Origin of the sequence: Pseudomonas putida (assembly GCF_001636055.1) — a bacterium.
In the GTDB taxonomy this organism is placed as follows: domain Bacteria; phylum Pseudomonadota; class Gammaproteobacteria; order Pseudomonadales; family Pseudomonadaceae; genus Aquipseudomonas; species Aquipseudomonas machongensis.
In genome coordinates, this window is record NZ_CP011789.1 from 2,301,624 (window position 1) to 2,318,723 (window position 17,100).

Genomic DNA, 17,100 nt, shown 5'->3' on the forward strand with positions numbered 1-17,100 from the left:
TTTTTGGCGGTTAACAAAACATAACGTCCCGCCCGTTGTGTTCGCGCGATTTTCCCCGATAGGATGGCCCAAAGCTATTGCAGGGCTCTGGATCAAGGGTTTTCGCAGTACCTGCAAGGCATTGACCCACTACAAGAACACAACAGGGGGCGGTCATGAGGGAATGGCTGAAGGCGGATGCCAGGCGCGGAGCCTTGGCGTTGACGGCCAGCGCGTTACTGGCGCTGGGCACATGGGCAGGTACCGCACAGGCCGCGGCCGTGGCCGAATATTCGGTGGAATCGGCCAAGGCCAGCCAGAGCCTGCTGATCGACGCCGTGCACGCCGGCAAGCGCCTGGTGGTGGTCGGCGATCGCGGCCATATCCTGTTCTCCGACGACCAGGGCAAGACCTGGACTCAGGCTCGGGTGCCAACCCGTCAACTGCTCACCGCCGTGTTCTTCCTCGACGACAAGCGTGGTTGGGCAGTCGGCCATGACGCGCAGATTCTCGCCAGCAACGACGGCGGGGCAACCTGGAGCAAGCAGTTCGAAGACCTCTCCCGTGAAGCCCCGCTGCTCGACGTGCGTTTCGTCGATGCCCAGCACGGCTTCGCCGTCGGCGCCTATGGTGCGCTGCTGGAAACCACCGACGGTGGGCAGAACTGGCAGGACGTCGCCGAGCGTCTCGACAACCCCGACCAGTTGCACCTCAATGGCATCACCCAGGTGAAGGATGCCGGCCTGTTCATCGTGGGCGAGCAGGGCAGCATGTTCCGCTCCAGCGACGACGGCCAGACCTGGTCGCACGTCGAAAGCCCCTACGAGGGTTCGCTGTTCGGCGTGACCGGCACTGGGCAAGCGCACACGCTGCTGGCTTACGGGCTGCGCGGCAACCTGTTCCGCTCCACCGACTTTGGCGACACCTGGCAAGCCATCCCGCTGGAGGCGGGACGGGGGGCGCTCGAATTCGGCCTGGCAAACGCTACGCTTCTCGATGATGGCAGCCTCGTCGTGGTCGGCAACGGTGGGAGCGTGCTACGCAGCCGCGACGACGGTGAGACGTTCACGGTCTACAACCGCGCCGATCGCATCGCGCTGTCCGGTGTCAGCGGTCTGGCCGATGGCGGCCTGCTGCTGGTGGGGCAGGGTGGCGTACACCTGGCCACCGCCGAAGGCGCCGAGGAGGCTCGGCCATGACCCGTCCGGAGAATTTCAACATGCCCCACCACAAGGACAAGGCCACCCTGCTCGAGCGGCTGATCTTCAACAACCGCCCCGTGGTCATCGCCCTGTGCGTGCTGGTGAGCATCTTCCTGTTCTGGCAGGCCACGCAGATTCGCCCCTCCACCAGCTTCGAGAAGATGATCCCGCTGCAGCACCCGTTCATCGAACAGATGATGGAGCACCGCAATGACCTGGCCAACCTCGGCAACACCGTGCGCATTTCGGTCGAGGCGGTCAACGGCGACATCTTCGACAAGGACTACATGGAGACCCTGCGCCAGATCCACGACGAGGTGTTCTACATCCCCGGCGTCGACCGTGCCGGGCTGAAGTCGTTGTGGAGCCCGAGCGTGCGCTGGAGCGAGGTGACCGAGGAGGGTTTCTCCGGCGGCGAGGTCATCCCCAACACCTACAATGGCTCGCAGGACAGCCTCGACACCTTGCGTGACAACGTGCTCAAGTCTGGCCAGGTCGGGCGCCTGGTGGCCAACAACTTCAAGTCGAGCATCGTCGACATTCCGCTGCTGGAAAACTTCCCCGACCCACAAGACCCGGGCAAGCTGACCAAGCTGGACTACCAGAAATTCTCCCACCAACTGGAAGAGAAGATCCGCGACAAGTTCCAGGCGCAGAACCCGAACGTGAAGATCCACATCGTCGGCTTCGCCAAGAAGGTCGGTGACCTGATCGACGGCCTGGTGATGGTGGCGATGTTCTTCGGGGTTGCGCTGGTCATCACCTGGGCGTTGCTGTACTGGTTCACCTGGTGCATTCGCAGCACCATCGCCGTGCTCATCACCACGCTGGTGGCGGTGGTATGGCAGCTAGGGCTGATGCATGCGGTCGGCTTCGGCCTCGATCCTTACTCGATGCTGGTGCCGTTCCTGATCTTCGCCATCGGTATCTCCCACGGGGTGCAGAAGATCAACGGCATCGCCTTGCAGTCCAGCGATGCCGACAACGCCCTGACCGCAGCGCGGCGCACCTTCCGCCAGTTGTTCCTGCCGGGGATGATCGCCATCCTCGCTGACGCCGTGGGCTTCATCACCTTGCTGATCATCGACATTGGCGTGATCCGCGAACTGGCCATCGGGGCCTCGATCGGTGTGGCGGTCATCGTCTTCACCAACCTGATCCTGCTGCCGGTCGCGATCAGCTACGTCGGCATCAGCCAGAAGGCCATCGCCCGCAGCAAGAAGGACGCGGTCTGCGAGCACCCGTTCTGGCGCCTGCTGTCGAACTTCGCCAGCCCCAAGGTGGCACCGGTGTCGATCGCGCTCGCGCTGGTCGCCTTTGCCGGCGGTCTCTGGTACAGCCAGAACCTGAAGATCGGCGACCTCGACCAGGGCGCGCCGGAGCTGCGTCCGGATTCGCGCTACAACCAGGACAACAGCTTCATCATCAACAACTACTCGACCAGTTCGGATGTGCTGGTGATCATGGTCAAGACCCCGGCAGAGAGCTGCTCGATCCACTCGACCATGGCGCCGATCGACGAGCTGATGTGGACCATGGACAACACGCCGGGCGTGCAGTCGACCATCTCCCTGGTGACCGTGTCCAAGCAGGTCATCAAGGGCATGAACGAGGGCAGCCTGAAGTGGGAGACCCTCTCGCGCAACCCGGACATCCTCAACAACTCCATCGCCCGCGCAGACGGCCTGTACAACGCCGACTGCTCGTTGGCACCGGTGCTGGTGTTCCTCAACGACCACAAGGCCGAGACCCTCGAGCGCGTCACCACGGCGGCCAAGGCCTTTGCCGATGCGCACAACAAGGAAGGCCTGCAGTTCCTCATGGCGGCCGGTAACGCCGGCATCGAGGCGGCCACCAACGAGGTGATCAAGTCGGCCGAGCTGACCATCCTGATCCTGGTGTACATCTGCGTGGCGGTGATGTGCATGATCACCTTCCGCTCCTTCGCCGCCACCCTGTGCATCGTTCTGCCGCTGGTCCTGACCTCGGTACTGGGCAACGCGCTGATGGCGTTCATGGGCATTGGCGTGAAGGTCGCGACGCTACCAGTGGTCGCCCTCGGCGTGGGCATCGGTGTGGACTACGGCATCTACATCTACAGCCGTCTGGAAAGCTTCCTGCGTGCGGGCCTGCCGCTGCAGGAAGCCTATTACGAGACCCTGCGCTCCACCGGCAAGGCGGTGCTGTTCACCGGCCTGTGCCTGGCGATCGGCGTGTGCACCTGGATCTTCTCGGCGATCAAGTTCCAGGCCGACATGGGCCTGATGCTGACCTTCATGCTGCTGTGGAACATGTTCGGCGCGTTGTGGCTGCTGCCGGCGCTGGCACGGTTCCTGATCAAGCCCGAGAAGATGGTGGGCAAGGAGGGGGGCTCGATCTTCGCCCATTGAGGAAACTGACGCCATTCGTGCAGGAGCGGCGCAAGGCCGCTCCTGCACAGTTTCAAGGCCTCTTGCAGTGATCCGAAGATATAATGGCCACCTTCCTACCCCAAGGTGCACCCATGCCCCCTCTCGTAACCGCCCTGCAAACCTGCGACATGCTCCTGATCGACGGCCTGCACGCCTTCGAATTCACCTGCGACAGCTCTGGCCTCACCATCGAATGCATGGACGGGCGCCAGTTGCGCCGCTGGAGCTTCACCCCCGAACAGATCGCCGCTGCGCGGGCAGAGGGGAACGATTGGCTGCTCGACGATGCCCAAGCAGAACACCGTCTAGTCTTGATGAGTGCGTTTCGCGCCCCGGAAGATGACGAAGATGAAGCTGACCTCCAAGAGCCTGCTGACCGCTAGTCTGATGAGCCTGTCGATCCACACCCAGGCTGCCACCTTGCTGGTCGGCAGTTACACCGAAGGTGCCAGCCAAGGCATCTACCGTTATCAATTCGACCCGCGCAGTGGCCAGATCGCCACACCAGCCCAGCAGGTGGTCAAGGCTGTCAGCCCGTCCTGGCTGGTACTGTCTGCCGACCAGCGTCAACTGTTCGCGGTGAACGAGACGCCCGCGGGCCACATCAGCAGCTTTGGCGTGAGTGGCAAAGGCGAGATAACGCCGCTGAACCAGGTCGCCAGCCTGGGCGATGAACCGACCCACGCCAGCCTCAGTCACGACCAGCGCTACCTGTTCGTCGCCAACTACGCCGTGGCGCCCGATCCTGGCGGTAGCCTGGTGGTGGTCCCGGTGGCGCGCGACGGCAAGCTCAAGGCGGTGCTACAGCAGTTGCGCCATGCCCCGAGCAAGGTCAATCCCGAGCGCCAGACCGGTGCCCATGTGCACTCGGTGGTCCAGTCGCCCGATGGGCGCCACCTGTATGCCAGTGACCTGGGCGCCGACAAGGTGTTCATCTACCGCTACGACGGTGCCAGTGCCGACCGGCCGCTGAGCCCGGCGATACCCGCATTCGTCACCTTGCCGCCAGGCAGCGGGCCACGGCATCTGCTGTTCGATGCCAAAGGACGGCATGCCTACCTCACGCTGGAAATGAGTGCCGAGGTGGTGGCCTTCGACGTTCTGGACGGTGCGTTGCTCGAGCGTCAGCGCCTGCCGTTGGCCGACAGCACCGAACCTGCCGCCAAGGCCGCGGGCGGCCTGCACTTGTCCGCCGATGGACGTTTCCTGTACGTCAGCAACCGCGGCAGCGCCAACCAGATCGTGGTCTACGCCGTGGGTAAGGACGACGGCCAGTTGACCTTGCTGCAGCGTCGCTCGGTGGAAGGCGATCATCCCCGGGAATTCACCCTGGATCCAAGCGGCAACTTCCTGCTGGTGGCCAACCAGAAGAGCAACCAGATCGTGGTCATGCGCCGTGATCCGCGTAGCGGCAAGCTTGGCGAAACGGTGCAAACGTTGCCCCAGGATGCACCTTCGGACCTGAAGTTTCTCGATTGACTATCAATCGGCTTGATAATCGCTACTGCTGCAATGAATTTCAGCCAAGCGCCTCGTCGGCGTAAGTTTGACCCAAGGCCCAAGAGGGCCACTGTCAAACAGCGAAGACGAGGACACACCGATGAACTTCAATCTCTTCCCGGTCATTGCCGCTTCTGCCATTTCCGCTTCCGTCGTACTGCCGGTTCATGCCCAGTCGGAAAGCCGCGGCAAAACTGTCGAAACCCACAGCTACACCGAACAGTACCTGCGCCAGAGTGCCCATTTCCACGCAGCCCTGAGTGCCAAGCACAGCAGCTGATCGACCCCTGACAGGTTTTTGTGGGAGCGGGCTTGCTTGCGAAGCAGTCACCACGGTGCCATGGCACCGACTCCGCCGGTGTTTGCGAGCAAGCCTACTCCCACAGAAACCTGGTCAATGGGTTTTTCAGCGGGCCATGATCGCCTTGAACAGGTCCGATGCCAGCCATCCCTGCAACCAGCTCCGCACCCGCGGATAAGCCGCCTCGGCGAACCACTGAGGTTCGACCCCGGCGAACTGGCGCAGCAATGGCAGCAACGCGGCATCAGTCAGGCTTGGGTGGTCCGCCAGCAGGAAAGGCCTGTTTTCGAGCAGGCCTTCGAGCTCCGCCAGCCAGGCTTCGGCCTGCTGGCGGTAATGCTCGCGTGAATGCTCCGGGTAGCGCTCGGCGTATTTGTACAGGTTGACCTGCGCCTTGAAATCCCGGTCATTGCGCGCGATCAGCGCTTCCCCCCGTTCAGCCGCCAGTGGATCGGCCAGCAGCCGCCAGTCTTGCGGGTCGTCCTGCGCCAGCGCCCAGCGCATGATGTCCAGACTCTCCTCCAGCACCCGTTCCCCGGTATCGAGCACCGGCACCGTGCCTTTGGGCGACAGGGCCAGCAGTTCGGCCGGCTTGTCCTTGAGCGCCACCTCGCGAACTTCCACGTCACAGCCTGCATAACGCAGGGCCAGGCGCGCACGCATGGCCCAGGGGCAACGGCGGAATGAATAGAGGATCACCCGCAGACCTCGACATCGCTCAGGCCATTGCCCTGGCGGCGTACCTGGATCTGCACCGGAATGCGCTCATGCATCTCCTGCACGTGGGAAATCACCGCGACCTTGCGCCCCTGGGCCTGCAGGCCGTCGAGCGCGTCCATGGCCAGCTGCAACGACTCGGGGTCCAGGCTGCCGAAGCCTTCGTCGATGAACAGCGACTCGATGCGCAGGGTGCTCGAGGCCATCGACGCCAGCCCCAGTGCCAGTGCCAGCGAGACCAGGAAGGTCTCACCGCCCGACAGCGAGTGCACCGAGCGCAGTTCGTCGCCCATCTCGGTGTCCAGCACCAGCAGGCCGAGGGCGCTGCCGCCGCGCTTGAGACGATAGCGTCGGGCCAACTGGCGCAACTGATTGTTGGCGTGGTGCAGCAGCAGGTCGAGGTTGTAGCCCTGGGCGATCTTGCGGAACACATCGCCTGAGGCCGAGCCGATCAGGTCATTGAGCCGGCCCCAGCGCTGGCGCTCGCCACGGGCCTTGTCGATGTCGTCGGCGAGTGCCTGGTGCGCCTGCTGGCGACGCTGGTCGTCGGCCTGTTGGGCGCGCAGTTCGGCGCAGTGCTGTTCGTGGATGGCCAATTGCTCGCGCAGTTCGCCAAGGCTCTGCTGCAGGTCTTCGGCCGACGCCTGGACGGCCGAATCGGCGCTGTGCTGTTGCAGGCGCTGTTCGCGCTCGTGCAGCAGCACCCGCGCCTGCTCGACGGCCTTGTCGGCTTCCTGCAGGTGCTGGCGCAGCGCGCTGACGGCGGCGTCGTCGATGGCCAGCAGGCGCTCCAGACCAACGTCGTCCAACTCAGAGTGCTCGGCGCGCCATTGGGCGATGTCGCTGTGCAGTTGCTGGTGTTCCTGTTCCAGTGCCTGCTGGCGATTGCCGTTGGCCTTGAGCTCACTGGCCAACTGCACGCCTTGGGTGCGCAGCGTCTGCAGGTGTTGTGCGGTATCGGCGTCGAGCGCCCGTGCCTGCTCCAGTTGCGCGTCCATATGCTGTTGCCAGGCTTCGGCGCTGGGCTGTTCGCCGAGCAACTCGGCCAGCGCGGCCTGGGCCTGCTGTCGCTGGGCCTCGAGGGCGGCGAGTTGCTGGCGCAATTGTTCCTGGGTGTCCAGCCGTGCTTGATGCTGATCGCGCAGCTTGTCCAGCTGTAGCTGGCGCGCCTGCTGTTCTTCCTGTTCGTCCTTGCGCTGTTCGAGCTGCTGCAGGCGCTGGGTGATCTGCTGGTCGAGGGCGACGAAAGCGTGGGTCGGGTCGTCGCTCAGGGCCTTGAGCACGTCGTCCGGCAGTACGCTGGCGAGGTCCTTCAGCCCTTGTTCCAGTTGTTGCTCGTCGTTGGCCAAGGCCTGGTGCTGTTGCTCCAGATGGCGCTGGGCCTGTTGCTGGGCCTCCTGCGCCGCCTGCAACTGCTGGGTGAGGCGGGCGGCGTCCTTTTGCAGGGCGAGCAGGGCGCTCTGGCGCTTCTCGTCCTTGCCGATTTCCTCGTCCAGGCGCCGCAGCTGGCTGTCGAGCCAGGCGCTGCGAGCCTTGTCGTCCTGCGGTGCCAGGGCTGGCCACAGACTGTGGGCCTGCACCTGTGCGACCAAGGGCTGCAGCTGTTCGCCGAGTTGCTGTTGCTGCTGTTGGAAATCCTTGAGCTGGGCGTTGACCACGCCCAACTGGGTGCGCAGCTCCACCAGCTGACCGTTGAGGGCCTCGACCTGTTGCTGCGCGGCCTCTTCTTCGGCCTGGTCATGGCGGCCGAGGCTCTGCAACAGCGCTTCGGGCTGGTGGAACGGATGCTCGGCGCTGCCGCAAACCGGGCAGGGTTCGCCGTCGCGCAGTTGGCCGCGCAATTCTTCGACGCTGGTGTTGCGCGCCAGGCGTTGGCGATCGAGCAACTGGCGAGTGAGGGCGAGCGCCTGTTCTGCCGTTTCCAGCCGGGCCTTGGCCGATGTGCCGTCGCTGATCAGTTGCTGGCGCTGCTGCATGGCCTGTTGCTGCCGCTCACGCAGGGCGTCGAGCTGCTGGCGCAGTTCCATCTCGCGACCGTGCAGGCGCGACAGTTCCTCGACAGCACGCTGCTGCTTGCGGTTGTCCTGCAGCATGCCGCCGAGCAAGTCGATCTGTTCGGCCAGGGCCTGGCGTTCGGCCTTGGCTTCGCGGAACAGCAGTTCGAAACTGTCGCGCTGGGTTTGCAGCTGGGTATTGGCCTGGCTGGCCTGCGCCTGCAAGCCTGGCAGTTCTTCGCGACCCTTGGCCAGACGACCGCCGATCAGCATCACCTGCTTGAGCTGCGGCAGGTAGGCCTGCCAGGCATTGGCCAGGCCCGCCAGGTGTTGGCTGTCGGCCAGCGCGGTGTCGATCAGGGCCAGTTGTTCCAGGCTGCGCTGCTGGTTCTGTTCCAACTGCTGCAGGTGCTGCTGGCTTTCGGCAAGGTCCTGCTCAGCCTGCTGGCAGGCCGAGTGCTGTTTTGCCAGGTCCTGGTCGAGGCGGGCGAGGCCGTCCTGGGCGGCAAAGGCCTGGCGCAGGCGGGGAGCGTTCTCGCTGTGCTGCGCCTGGCATTGCGTGAGCGCGTCGCGTGCCGCGAGCTGCGCCTGTTCCAGTTCGCCGGTACGGGTGTGCAGTTCGGTCTGCTGGCGTACCTGCTCGGCGATTTCGGCGGCCAGCGGCGTGAGCTGGGCGGCCAGGGCCAGCTGACGGTGGAACTGATGGCGCTGCGGGGCCAGGCGCTCCAGGCGTTGCAGGTCGATGCGCTGCTCGCTGAGCTGTGCGCTGGCGTGCTCGGCGGCCTTGAGCGCTTCACTGGCTTCGGCGTGTTGGGCCAGCAGGCGCTGTTGTTCGCTGAGCCAGGCGCACTGTTGTTCAAGCTGCCGCTCGCGCGCCTGTTCGCCCTTGAAGTGCTGTTGCGCCTGCTCCAGGCGCAGGTCAAGTTCGGCACGGGCCTCGGCAGCCAGCGGCAGCAGGTGGCTGGCGCGCTCCTCAAGATCCTTGAGCGCGTCAAAGGCCTCGCGCGAGCGGGTGAAGGCGCGCTGCCCCAGGCGGGTATAGATGGCCGTGTTGGTGAGCTTTTCCAGCAGTTCGCTACGTTCGCGATCGTCGGCCTTGAGGAAGGCTCCGAACTCACTCTGGGCCAGCATCACCGCACGGGTGAACTGCTCGAAATTCAGCCCCAGGCGTGCTTCGGCCAGTTGCTTGTATTCGTTCTTGCCGCTGGCCAGCAGTTGTTCGCCGTCCAGGTCGTAGAAGCTCTGGCGGCTGTGCTGCAATTTGCCGTTGGCCTTGTCACGCGCTCGGTTGGCTTCCCAGCGGGCGCGGTAGCGCTTGCCATCGATGCCGACGAAATCGACCTCGGCAAAGCCGCTGCCGGTGCCGCGGCGCAACAGGTTGCGCGGATCGGAGGTAGGGATTTCGCCGTCGGCGTCCGGCACTTTGGCTTCGCGGCCGATCTCGTTCAGACGTGGCACCGTACCGAACAGCGCCAGGCACAGGGCGTCCAGCAGGGTGCTCTTGCCTGCGCCGGTCGGGCCGGTGATGGCGAACAACCCGGCGCTGGCCAAGGGCTCGGCAGTGAAGTCGATGTCGATGGGGCCGGCCAGGGAGGCAAGGTTCTTCAGGCGGATGGCCAGGATCTTCATGGCTGCTCCTCCAGTTGCACGTCCTGCAGCAGCAGGGCGAAGTCGCTCAGGGTCTGTTCATCGACGGGGCTGCCGTAGGCCTGCTCCCAGGCGCGGCCGAACAGGTCCTGCGGGGTCATCTGCGACAGCTCGACGAAGGCCTGTGCGTCCTCGTCCTGAGCGTTGCGCCCAGCATATTCGGCGCTGATGCGCACCAGGCGCACTGCTTTGCCCTGCAGTGCGCTTTCGATCTGTTGGCGCAGGTCGGGCTGCGGTTCGTCCAGGCGTACCCGCACTTCCAGCCACGGCTGGCGGTTGGGGTCTTCGAGGAGGTCGATCACCGGCAGGTCGGCAAGCTGCTCGAGCAGTTCACCGAGCGGTGCCGGGCCCATGCGCTGCAAGGCCACGGCCCGCGGTACCAGGCGCGGTTCGACGCTGAGCAGCTCGGTGCCGTCCAGCTCGATCTCCAGTACCTGGTGCGGGTAGTTGATCTCGGCGAACGACAGCGGGATAGGCGCGCCGCTGTAGCGGATGCGGTTCTCCCGGTTGACCTTCTGTGGCTTGTGCAGGTGGCCCAGGGCGACATAACTGATGGCCTTGTCGAACAACCGCGCCGGCAGGGCTTCGGCGTTGCCGATGATCAGGCTGCGCTCGGAGTCTTCGGAAATCGAGCCGCCGGCCATGTGGGCGTGGCTGATGGCGATCAGCGCCTGGTCCTTCTTGCGCTTGCCAAGGGCGGCGGCGATCAGTTGCTGATGCACCTGGGTGATGCCTTGCAGGTAGTCATCGCCCAGTTGCGGGCCGGTGACTTCTGCCGGGCGCAGGAAGGGCAGGGCCAGACACCAGGCACAGACCTTGCCGCGGGCGTTGGTCAGCGGGATCAGCAGGCGTTCGGCGTCGAGCTGGCCTTCGTCGAGCCAGTGCACTCGGCCCAGGGCGTGAGTGCGCAGGCGGCGCATCAGGGCGGCGGGCAATTCGATGCGCGAGCCGGAGTCGTGATTGCCGGCGATCATCACGATGTCCAGCTTGGGCTGCTGTTCGTGGGCCTGGACGATGAAGTCGTAGAGGCGCTCCTGGGCTTTGACCGGTGGGTTGACCGTGTCGAAGATATCCCCGGCGATCAACAGCGCGTCGGGTTGGCGCAGGCGCAGCTGGCCGAGCAGCCAGTCGAGGAAGCAGGCGTGTTCGAAGTCGCGTTCCTGGCCGTGGAGGCTCTGGCCCAGGTGCCAGTCGGAGGTGTGAAACAGACGCATGGAGGACCTGTTGGTGTCGAATCAAGCGAGCGGCCGGGGCTGCGCTTGAGATGGGGTCTCGGAGGGCGGGTATGGTAACCCAAGTGGCTGCGCAGGTTCGCTTTTGCTGTTGCTGCGAGGTCGCCAGGCGAGTGTTTGCGTAGAGGCTGATAGGTGTTCGCCGAAAGATTTTTGGTGCCCGTGAGATCGAGCGCCGCGCGGGCGGCGCTCGATCTCACGGGCGCTAAAAATCTATCGGCGAGCACCTGTCAGCCCTCACGCAATCAAATGCGAGCACTGTGAAAAATCACTTGGGATAAAGCGGCGGCAAACCCCCACCATCCCCACCCACAGGCAACCCCTGCTGAGCCGAAGGAATATCTCCGATCGCCCGCCACAACTCATCCCCCTGCCAATGCTGCCCCGCCTCGCTGTAGAGCGCGCCATTGAGCCCATCCAGGGCATTGGACAAGGGCACGAAGCGCGCCGCCATCTCCGCCAGGGTCTCGGGTTGCTGCCGCGCCCAGGCGTCCAGCGCCTGGCGCGTCGCCTGCGGATCGTTGGCGAGGGTCGCGCGCTTGAGATCGTCGAGCAGCGTACGCGGGCTCGGCCCACTCTGCGATGCGCGCAATACCGCCGGTTGCGAACGCGCCCGCCACCAGAGGGCAAAGCCCAGCAGCGTGGTCAGCGCCAATATCATCGTTGCCAGTTGCCACGGCCAGAGCAGCGCAGATCCGCTGCTGACATCCCCCACCGGCGTGTCGGCGCTCAACGCCGGGTTATCGTCGACCTTGATGCTTCGCGCCGGCAGGCTGCTGTGCTCCAGATGGTCTTCGAGGGTGTTCCACCAGGTGACCTCCAGCGCAGGCAGCATCAGGTTGCCACTGTGGATCGGCACCAGCGCTTCGCGCTCCTCACGATTGGCGGTCATGCCGCGTTCATTGATCTCGTTGCGCAGCAGGGGTTGGTCCGGGTAACGGCGCAGGCCAGTGACCTCGGTAGCCGGCAGCGGTGGCAACTGCGTGCTGGACAGCCCCTCGGCGCGCAGGGTGATGCTGCGCGTCAGGGAATCACCAATCTGCGTCGGCTGCTGGTTCGGGTCGGGGTTCCAACGTTCTTCCAGGCTGAGGCTGCGGGCCGGGAGCCAGGTTACACCGGCAGGCCAGGTCGCAGGGATGGCCTTGACCTGCAGGTCAAGCGGCAGCGAGCTGACCTGCACCTGGCGCCCGCTGCGTGCCCCGCCAGCAGGCGGTTCAGCGCTGTCGGCAGCGGTGGCGGTGAAGGTCAGGGGAGGCACTTGCAGTGCGCCGCTCTGTTGCGGATAAAGCGCGTAGCGGGTTTCGATCACGCCATGGCGCACGCCGTTGATTTCTTTTTCGTAGGTGCGCGACTCGCCCAGCGGCTCGACCTTGGCGTTCTCAAGACGCAGCGGGCTGAGGTTGCTGTCGTCGTACAGCGACACCGAATGGTAGATGCGCAGGGTCAGTACCGCCTGGGCCTGGACGTAGACCTCGGAGCTGTCGAGGGTCGCCTCGATGAACACCTGCGAGGCGCTGTCCGGGCGATTGGAGTCGGGTTGTACCACTTGCAGTTCGATGGCCTGGCTGCGCGACTGCCCCAGTTGCAGCTCCGGGATCTGCAGGCTGCCGCTGCGCCGTGGCAGCAGGGTGACGATCCAGCGGGTGCTGGCACGGGTTTCGCCATCGAGGGTGTGCAGGCTGTTGAGCTGGCGGGTGCCGCGCACTTCGAAGTCGCCCTCCAGGGCGCGCAGGTCAGGTTTGCCGAACTGGGTGACATCCTGGCTTTCCAGCGTGAGCTCCAGGGTTTCGCCGGCTTCCACGCGGGTGCGATCGACACTCGCCTGCAGCGCCGGTTGGGCCTGAGCCAGGGTGAGCCAGAGCAGGCTGAGCAAGAAGACGCCGAGGCGACTCATCGTTGGGGTTCCTGATGCAATTGCTGTTCGTACCAGAATTTGCGTCGCAGCAGCTGCGCCGGGTTGTCGGGGATTTCCCGCAACCACTGCTCCAGGGCCTGGCGCTGTTCGGCGTCGAGGCTGGTAGAGGTGGGCCGCTGCGGCGGCTGGGTGAGGCTGTCATCATCGCCGCCCTGGTTGCCGGACGACGCCTGGTTGTTGCTGTTGCTGGTGCTGTCGCCGCCGTCCTGCGCGGGGCTCTGTTCGTCGTTGCCGGGCGTGCCCTGGGCACTGCTGGACGCCGAGCTGCTGTTGCCGTCGGTGTCGCGGCTCGGCGTCGGTTGTGCGTCGCTGGTGTCCGGTTTTTGCTCGGCGCGGCCCTCGCGTTGTTGCAGCAGTTGTTGCACCAGTGCCTGGTTGTCCAGCGCCGGTTGCAGGTCGGGCTGGCGCTCCAGTGCCTGTTCGTAGGCATCCAGAGCGGCATCCAGTTCGCCGGCGCGGGCCAGAGCGTTGCCTCGATTGTAGTGGGCCGCGGCGCTGTTGCCCTGGGCGAAGGCCTGGGCGGCGCCAGTGTAGTCGCCCGCCTGGTACAGCGCCATGCCGCGCCACTGCGGATCCTCGAAGCGCTGGGCGGCTTCGGCGGGGCGCTGGTGTTGCAGCAGGTGCTGGCCCTGTTGGTCGGGGCGACGCCAGAGGTCCTGGAATTCGAACGCCTGGCTCGGTTGGGGCAGGGCCAGCAGCAGTGGCAGGCAGAACAGCCAGCCGCGACGACCGGCGCAGGCGGCCAGCAGCAACAGGGGCAGCAATAGCCAGTAGCCCTGGTCGGCCCAGCTGTCCAGTTGCAGGGTCTGGCCGTCGTTGCGCAGGGCGCGGGGGGAGTCGAACAGGCCCAGACCGCGCAGGTCGAGATCGTCGATACGGGCATGCCGGTAGCGTCCGCCCGTGCCGACGATGAAGCGCTTGAGCTCGGCGCTGTCCAGGCGTGGGACGAGGATGGCGCCCTGGTCATCCTTGAGGTACTCGCCACTGGCCTGGCGCACGGGCGCGCCCTCGGCGGTGCCGACGCCGAGCATCAACAAAGAGGGGCCCTGGCGACCCAGGGCCTGGACGATACCCTGGCGCTCCTGCTGGCTGAGCGAGCTCCCGATCAGCAGCACGCGGCCTTGCCCCAGGCCGCTCTGAGCGAGCAATGCCAGGCCCTTTTGCACTGCCAGGTCGGCGCGGTGGCCGGGCTGCGGCATGATCGAGGGGTCGACGGCCTCGAGCAGGTTGCGTGTGGTGCCCAGGTCATCCGACAGTGGCACCAGGGTGTGTGCGCTGCCGGCATAGACGATCAACGCGGTCTGGCTGTCGCGACGGTGTTCGAGCAGGTCGAGCACCTTGCGTCGGGCCTGTTCCAGACGGTTGGGCGGGCTGTCTTCGGCGAGCATCTGCGGGGTCAGTTCGAGCAGGATCACCAGCGGGTCGGCAGGGCGTTGGCGGGTTTCTTCCAGGCGCTGCCAGCTGGGCCCGAGCAGGGCCAGGAGCACCAGCAGCCAGGCCAGGCCCAGGGCGATCCACGGCAGCTTGCTGGTGCTGCCATTGCCGCCCCGCAGCAACACTGCATGGAACTGCTGCGGCAGGATCATCTGCCAGCGTCCGGCACGTTTGCGCCGATGCCAGAGCTTGAACAGCAGCCAGCCGAGCAGGGGCACCACCAGCAGCCAGAGTGGGCGCAGCCATTGTGGCCAGAGTTCGATCATCGCCGCCTCCTCAGGCGCAGGCGCTTGAGGCGCTGGCGCCATTCGGGGTGGGGCTGCAGAAAGCGTGGTCGACGCAGCGCGCGTTGCAGCAGATTGTCAGGCCACTGCACGGCGATCACCAACAGGACGCTGAGCAGCAGCGCCAGGGCCAGCGGCCAGGCATACAGCTCCCTGGCGGTGCGCGCCTGGGTGGGTTGCTGGGCCACTGGTTCGAGCTGATCGAGGGTGTCACCGATGCTGTTCAGCTCGGCGCCGTCATGGGCGCGGAAATAGGCGCCATGGGTGAGCTCGGCGATTTCCTTGAGCGAAGCTTCGTCCAGGTCCAGGCTCGGATTCAGGCCGAGCAGGCCTGGAGTACCACTGGCGTCGGGGTTGGCGCCGATGCCGATGGTGTAGATGCGTACGCCTTCCTGGGCCGCCAGGCGCGCGGCCGTCAGGGGATGTATCAGCCCGCCGTTGTTGGCGCCATCGGTCACCAGCACCAGCACCCGGCTCTGTGCCGGGCGCTGACGCAGGCGCTTGACCGCAAGGCCGATGGCATCACCGATGGCGGTGTTCTTGCCGGCGATGCCGATCTGCGCTTCGTCGAGGAAGGTACGCACGGTGCGTCGGTCGAAGGTCAGCGGGGCTTGCAGGTAGGCCTCGCTGCCGAACAGGATCAGCCCGACCCGGTCGCCTTCACGGTCCTGGAGAAAGTCACCGAGCAGCGCCTTGACCAGGTCGAGGCGACTGATTTCGTCGCCTTTCCATTGCATGTCGGGGAAGTCCATCGAGCCCGACACGTCCACCGCTACCAGCAGGTCGCGGCCGCTGGCCGCGATCGGTACCGGGTCGCCCAGCCACTGTGGCCGGGCGGCCGCCAGCAGCAGAAGCAGCCAGATCACCACGAACGGCGCCTGCTGGCGCCAGGTTGGCAGGTTGAGGCGGGCGCGGCGCCCGGCAAGGCCTTCAAGTTCATCGAGAAAGCCCACCTTGAGCACCGGCTCGCCGCTGTCGGCGGCAGGCAGCAGCAGGCGCATCAGCCAGGGCAGCGGCAGCAGGGCGAAGATCCACGGCCAGGCCAGGTCAAACATGTTTGCGAATCCAGGTCTCGACCGCCTGGGCGAGCCCGGCGATGGCCTTGTCGTCGAGCTTGCACTCGGGCTTGTAGGCGCCTTCGACCAGCACCATCCAGCGGGTCAGGCCCGCGGCTGGACAGCGGTTGTCGAGAAACGCCAGCCACTGGCGACCGTTGAGCGTGTGGCTGTTGGCGCCAGGGTAGTGATTGCGGCACAGGCGTTTGAGCAGGGCATTGATCTGCTGCAGCCAGGCACCCGCCGGTGCACCGTCGTAGGGGCGCGGCAAGCGGGCGAGTTCGGCCAGGGCTTCGACGCGGATCGGGTCCAGCGGCTGTTCGGCGGGCGGCGCCTGGCGTCGGCCTGGCCGCCAGCGGCGCAGGCGCCATAGCCCCCAGCCGAGCAGCGGCAGCAGGGCCAGCAACAGCCACCAGCCCGGCGCCGGTGGCCACAGGCCGATGGCCGGCGGGGCGATCAGGGGTTGCAGCTGGTCGAGCGGGTTCATTGGCCGCTTCCCGGACGCTGGTTGAGGTACTCGCGCAACTGCTCGATCATTTCGCTCTGGGTGCTCAACGGCATCAGCACCACGCGCATTTTCTGCGCCAGCAGTTCCCAGCGTTCGATACGTGCTTCGGCCTGGTGGCGATAGAGCTGGCGCAGGTTGGCGTCCAGGGTGTCGAGCTCCAGGTGCGCGCCGCGTTGAGCGAAGCGTAGCAGGCCAGCGGCGGGCAGGGCGTGGTCGAGAGGGTCGGAGACCGGCATCAGCAGCACGTCGCAGTGGCGTGAGAGCATTGCCAGGTGCTGTTCGACGGCTGGGGTGAGTGCGCGTTCGTCGCAGATGACGATAGCCAGGCTGCCGGGGCGCAGCACTTCGCGCGCGCGGCGCAAGGCCAGGCCCAGGCTGTCGGATTGGGACAGCGCTTCGGTGTGCAGCGACTGGTTGACCTTGGCCAGGCGGTTGAGCAGTTGCAGCAGGCTCTGCTTGCTGCGCCGGGGCTTGATCTCGTGGTGTTCGTTGTCGCCGAACACCAGGCCGCCGATGCGGTCGTTATGGCCCAGCGCGGCCCAACCGAACAACGCCGCCGCCTGGGCCGCGAGCACCGACTTGAACATCAGGCCCGAGCCGAAGAACAGGCGCTGGCTCTGCTCGACCATGATGAAGATCGGCCGCTCACGCTCTTCATGGAACAGCTTGGTGTGGGGTTCCTGCGTGCGAGCGGTGACACGCCAGTCGATGTTGCGCACGTCGTCGCCGGCCTGGTACACGCGCACCTGGTCGAAGTCGACCCCGCGTCCGCGCAGCTTGGAATGGTGCAGGCCCACCAGCGGGCTGCGCTGGCCGGGCCGTGAGAACAGCTGGATCTCGCGCACGCGGTGGCGCATGTCGATCAGCTCGGCCAGGCCGATGCGGATGCCGGGTTCGGCGAGGTGCGTGGCGGGCATGGGG

The 17,100-nt window shown here is 65.7% G+C and carries 13 protein-coding genes; 5 read left to right on the top strand and 8 right to left on the bottom strand.

What is annotated here, in order from left to right; genetic code table 11:
• Nucleotides 1–155 precede the first annotated feature (155 nt).
• The 5 genes from AB688_RS10510 (at nt 156) to AB688_RS10530 (ending at nt 5,372) form a co-directional block, all read left to right on the top strand.
• Nucleotides 156–1,178: a YCF48-related protein gene (locus AB688_RS10510; protein WP_063543900.1), complete on the top strand. Its 1,023-nt coding sequence runs from the start codon at nt 156–158 to the stop codon at nt 1,176–1,178.
• Between the two features lie 20 nt (nt 1,179–1,198).
• Nucleotides 1,199–3,571, top strand: coding sequence for an efflux RND transporter permease subunit (locus tag AB688_RS10515; RefSeq protein ID WP_370671066.1), 2,373 nt, complete (start codon nt 1,199–1,201; stop codon nt 3,569–3,571).
• A gap of 113 nt (nt 3,572–3,684) precedes the next feature.
• The gene (locus AB688_RS10520; protein ID WP_063543903.1) at nt 3,685–3,975 is read left to right on the top strand and encodes a DUF5629 family protein; all 291 of its coding nucleotides are present in this window, start codon (nt 3,685–3,687) and stop codon (nt 3,973–3,975) included.
• A complete protein-coding gene (locus AB688_RS10525; RefSeq protein ID WP_063543905.1) occupies nt 3,941–5,071 on the top strand; it encodes a lactonase family protein in 1,131 nt (376 codons plus the stop codon). Before AB688_RS10520 ends, AB688_RS10525 begins: the two co-directional genes overlap by 35 nt.
• A 121-nt stretch (nt 5,072–5,192) precedes the next feature.
• Nucleotides 5,193–5,372 (top strand): hypothetical protein, encoded by a 180-nt coding sequence (locus AB688_RS10530; protein ID WP_063543907.1) that lies wholly within the window; start codon nt 5,193–5,195, stop codon nt 5,370–5,372.
• A 126-nt stretch (nt 5,373–5,498) separates the two neighbouring features.
• Here the strand turns inward: AB688_RS10530 and AB688_RS10535 are convergent, their stop codons facing one another.
• The 8 genes from AB688_RS10535 to AB688_RS10570 all read right to left on the bottom strand — a co-directional run bounded on the left by AB688_RS10535 (nt 5,499) and on the right by AB688_RS10570 (nt 17,096).
• Nucleotides 5,499–6,092, bottom strand: coding sequence for a glutathione S-transferase (locus AB688_RS10535; protein WP_063543909.1), 594 nt, complete (start codon nt 6,090–6,092; stop codon nt 5,499–5,501).
• The gene (locus AB688_RS10540) at nt 6,089–9,733 is read right to left on the bottom strand and encodes an AAA family ATPase (protein ID WP_063543911.1); all 3,645 of its coding nucleotides are present in this window, start codon (nt 9,731–9,733) and stop codon (nt 6,089–6,091) included. The genes AB688_RS10535 and AB688_RS10540 overlap by 4 nt, the downstream gene beginning before the upstream one ends.
• Nucleotides 9,730–10,965 (bottom strand): exonuclease SbcCD subunit D C-terminal domain-containing protein, encoded by a 1,236-nt coding sequence (locus AB688_RS10545; RefSeq protein ID WP_063543913.1) that lies wholly within the window; start codon nt 10,963–10,965, stop codon nt 9,730–9,732. Before AB688_RS10545 ends, AB688_RS10540 begins: the two co-directional genes overlap by 4 nt.
• Nucleotides 10,966–11,251: 286 nt before the next feature.
• On the bottom strand, nt 11,252–12,877 hold the full coding sequence (locus tag AB688_RS10550; protein WP_063543915.1) for a BatD family protein: 1,626 nt from the start codon (nt 12,875–12,877) through the stop codon (nt 11,252–11,254).
• Nucleotides 12,874–14,598, bottom strand: a complete 1,725-nt coding sequence (locus AB688_RS10555; protein ID WP_063543916.1) for a tetratricopeptide repeat protein — start codon at nt 14,596–14,598, stop codon at nt 12,874–12,876. The genes AB688_RS10550 and AB688_RS10555 overlap by 4 nt, the downstream gene beginning before the upstream one ends.
• Entirely contained in the window at nt 14,595–15,671 is a 1,077-nt protein-coding gene (locus AB688_RS10560) for a vWA domain-containing protein (RefSeq protein ID WP_054893620.1), read from the bottom strand. The genes AB688_RS10555 and AB688_RS10560 overlap by 4 nt, the downstream gene beginning before the upstream one ends.
• Nucleotides 15,664–16,158, bottom strand: a complete 495-nt coding sequence (locus AB688_RS10565; RefSeq protein WP_063543917.1) for a DUF4381 domain-containing protein — start codon at nt 16,156–16,158, stop codon at nt 15,664–15,666. The genes AB688_RS10560 and AB688_RS10565 overlap by 8 nt, the downstream gene beginning before the upstream one ends.
• Nucleotides 16,155–17,096, bottom strand: a complete 942-nt coding sequence (locus tag AB688_RS10570) for a DUF58 domain-containing protein (RefSeq protein ID WP_063543919.1) — start codon at nt 17,094–17,096, stop codon at nt 16,155–16,157. The genes AB688_RS10565 and AB688_RS10570 overlap by 4 nt, the downstream gene beginning before the upstream one ends.
• Nucleotides 17,097–17,100 lie beyond the last annotated feature (4 nt).

Bases quoted from the DNA above. Each gene is read 5' to 3' on its own strand.
- AB688_RS10510 (WP_063543900.1), top strand. From the start codon at position 156: ATGAGGGAATGGCTGAAGGCGGATGCCAGGCGCGGAGCCTTGGCGTTG.
- AB688_RS10570 (WP_063543919.1), bottom strand. From the start codon at position 17,096: ATGCCCGCCACGCACCTCGCCGAACCCGGCATCCGCATCGGCCTGGCC.
- AB688_RS10560 (WP_054893620.1), bottom strand. From the start codon at position 15,671: ATGTTTGACCTGGCCTGGCCGTGGATCTTCGCCCTGCTGCCGCTGCCC.
- AB688_RS10540 (WP_063543911.1), bottom strand. From the start codon at position 9,733: ATGAAGATCCTGGCCATCCGCCTGAAGAACCTTGCCTCCCTGGCCGGC.
- AB688_RS10520 (WP_063543903.1), top strand. From the start codon at position 3,685: ATGCCCCCTCTCGTAACCGCCCTGCAAACCTGCGACATGCTCCTGATC.
- AB688_RS10530 (WP_063543907.1), top strand. From the start codon at position 5,193: ATGAACTTCAATCTCTTCCCGGTCATTGCCGCTTCTGCCATTTCCGCT.
- AB688_RS10525 (WP_063543905.1), top strand. From the start codon at position 3,941: ATGAAGCTGACCTCCAAGAGCCTGCTGACCGCTAGTCTGATGAGCCTG.
- AB688_RS10550 (WP_063543915.1), bottom strand. From the start codon at position 12,877: ATGAGTCGCCTCGGCGTCTTCTTGCTCAGCCTGCTCTGGCTCACCCTG.
- AB688_RS10555 (WP_063543916.1), bottom strand. From the start codon at position 14,598: ATGATCGAACTCTGGCCACAATGGCTGCGCCCACTCTGGCTGCTGGTG.
- AB688_RS10515 (WP_370671066.1), top strand. From the start codon at position 1,199: ATGCCCCACCACAAGGACAAGGCCACCCTGCTCGAGCGGCTGATCTTC.
- AB688_RS10565 (WP_063543917.1), bottom strand. From the start codon at position 16,158: ATGAACCCGCTCGACCAGCTGCAACCCCTGATCGCCCCGCCGGCCATC.
- AB688_RS10545 (WP_063543913.1), bottom strand. From the start codon at position 10,965: ATGCGTCTGTTTCACACCTCCGACTGGCACCTGGGCCAGAGCCTCCAC.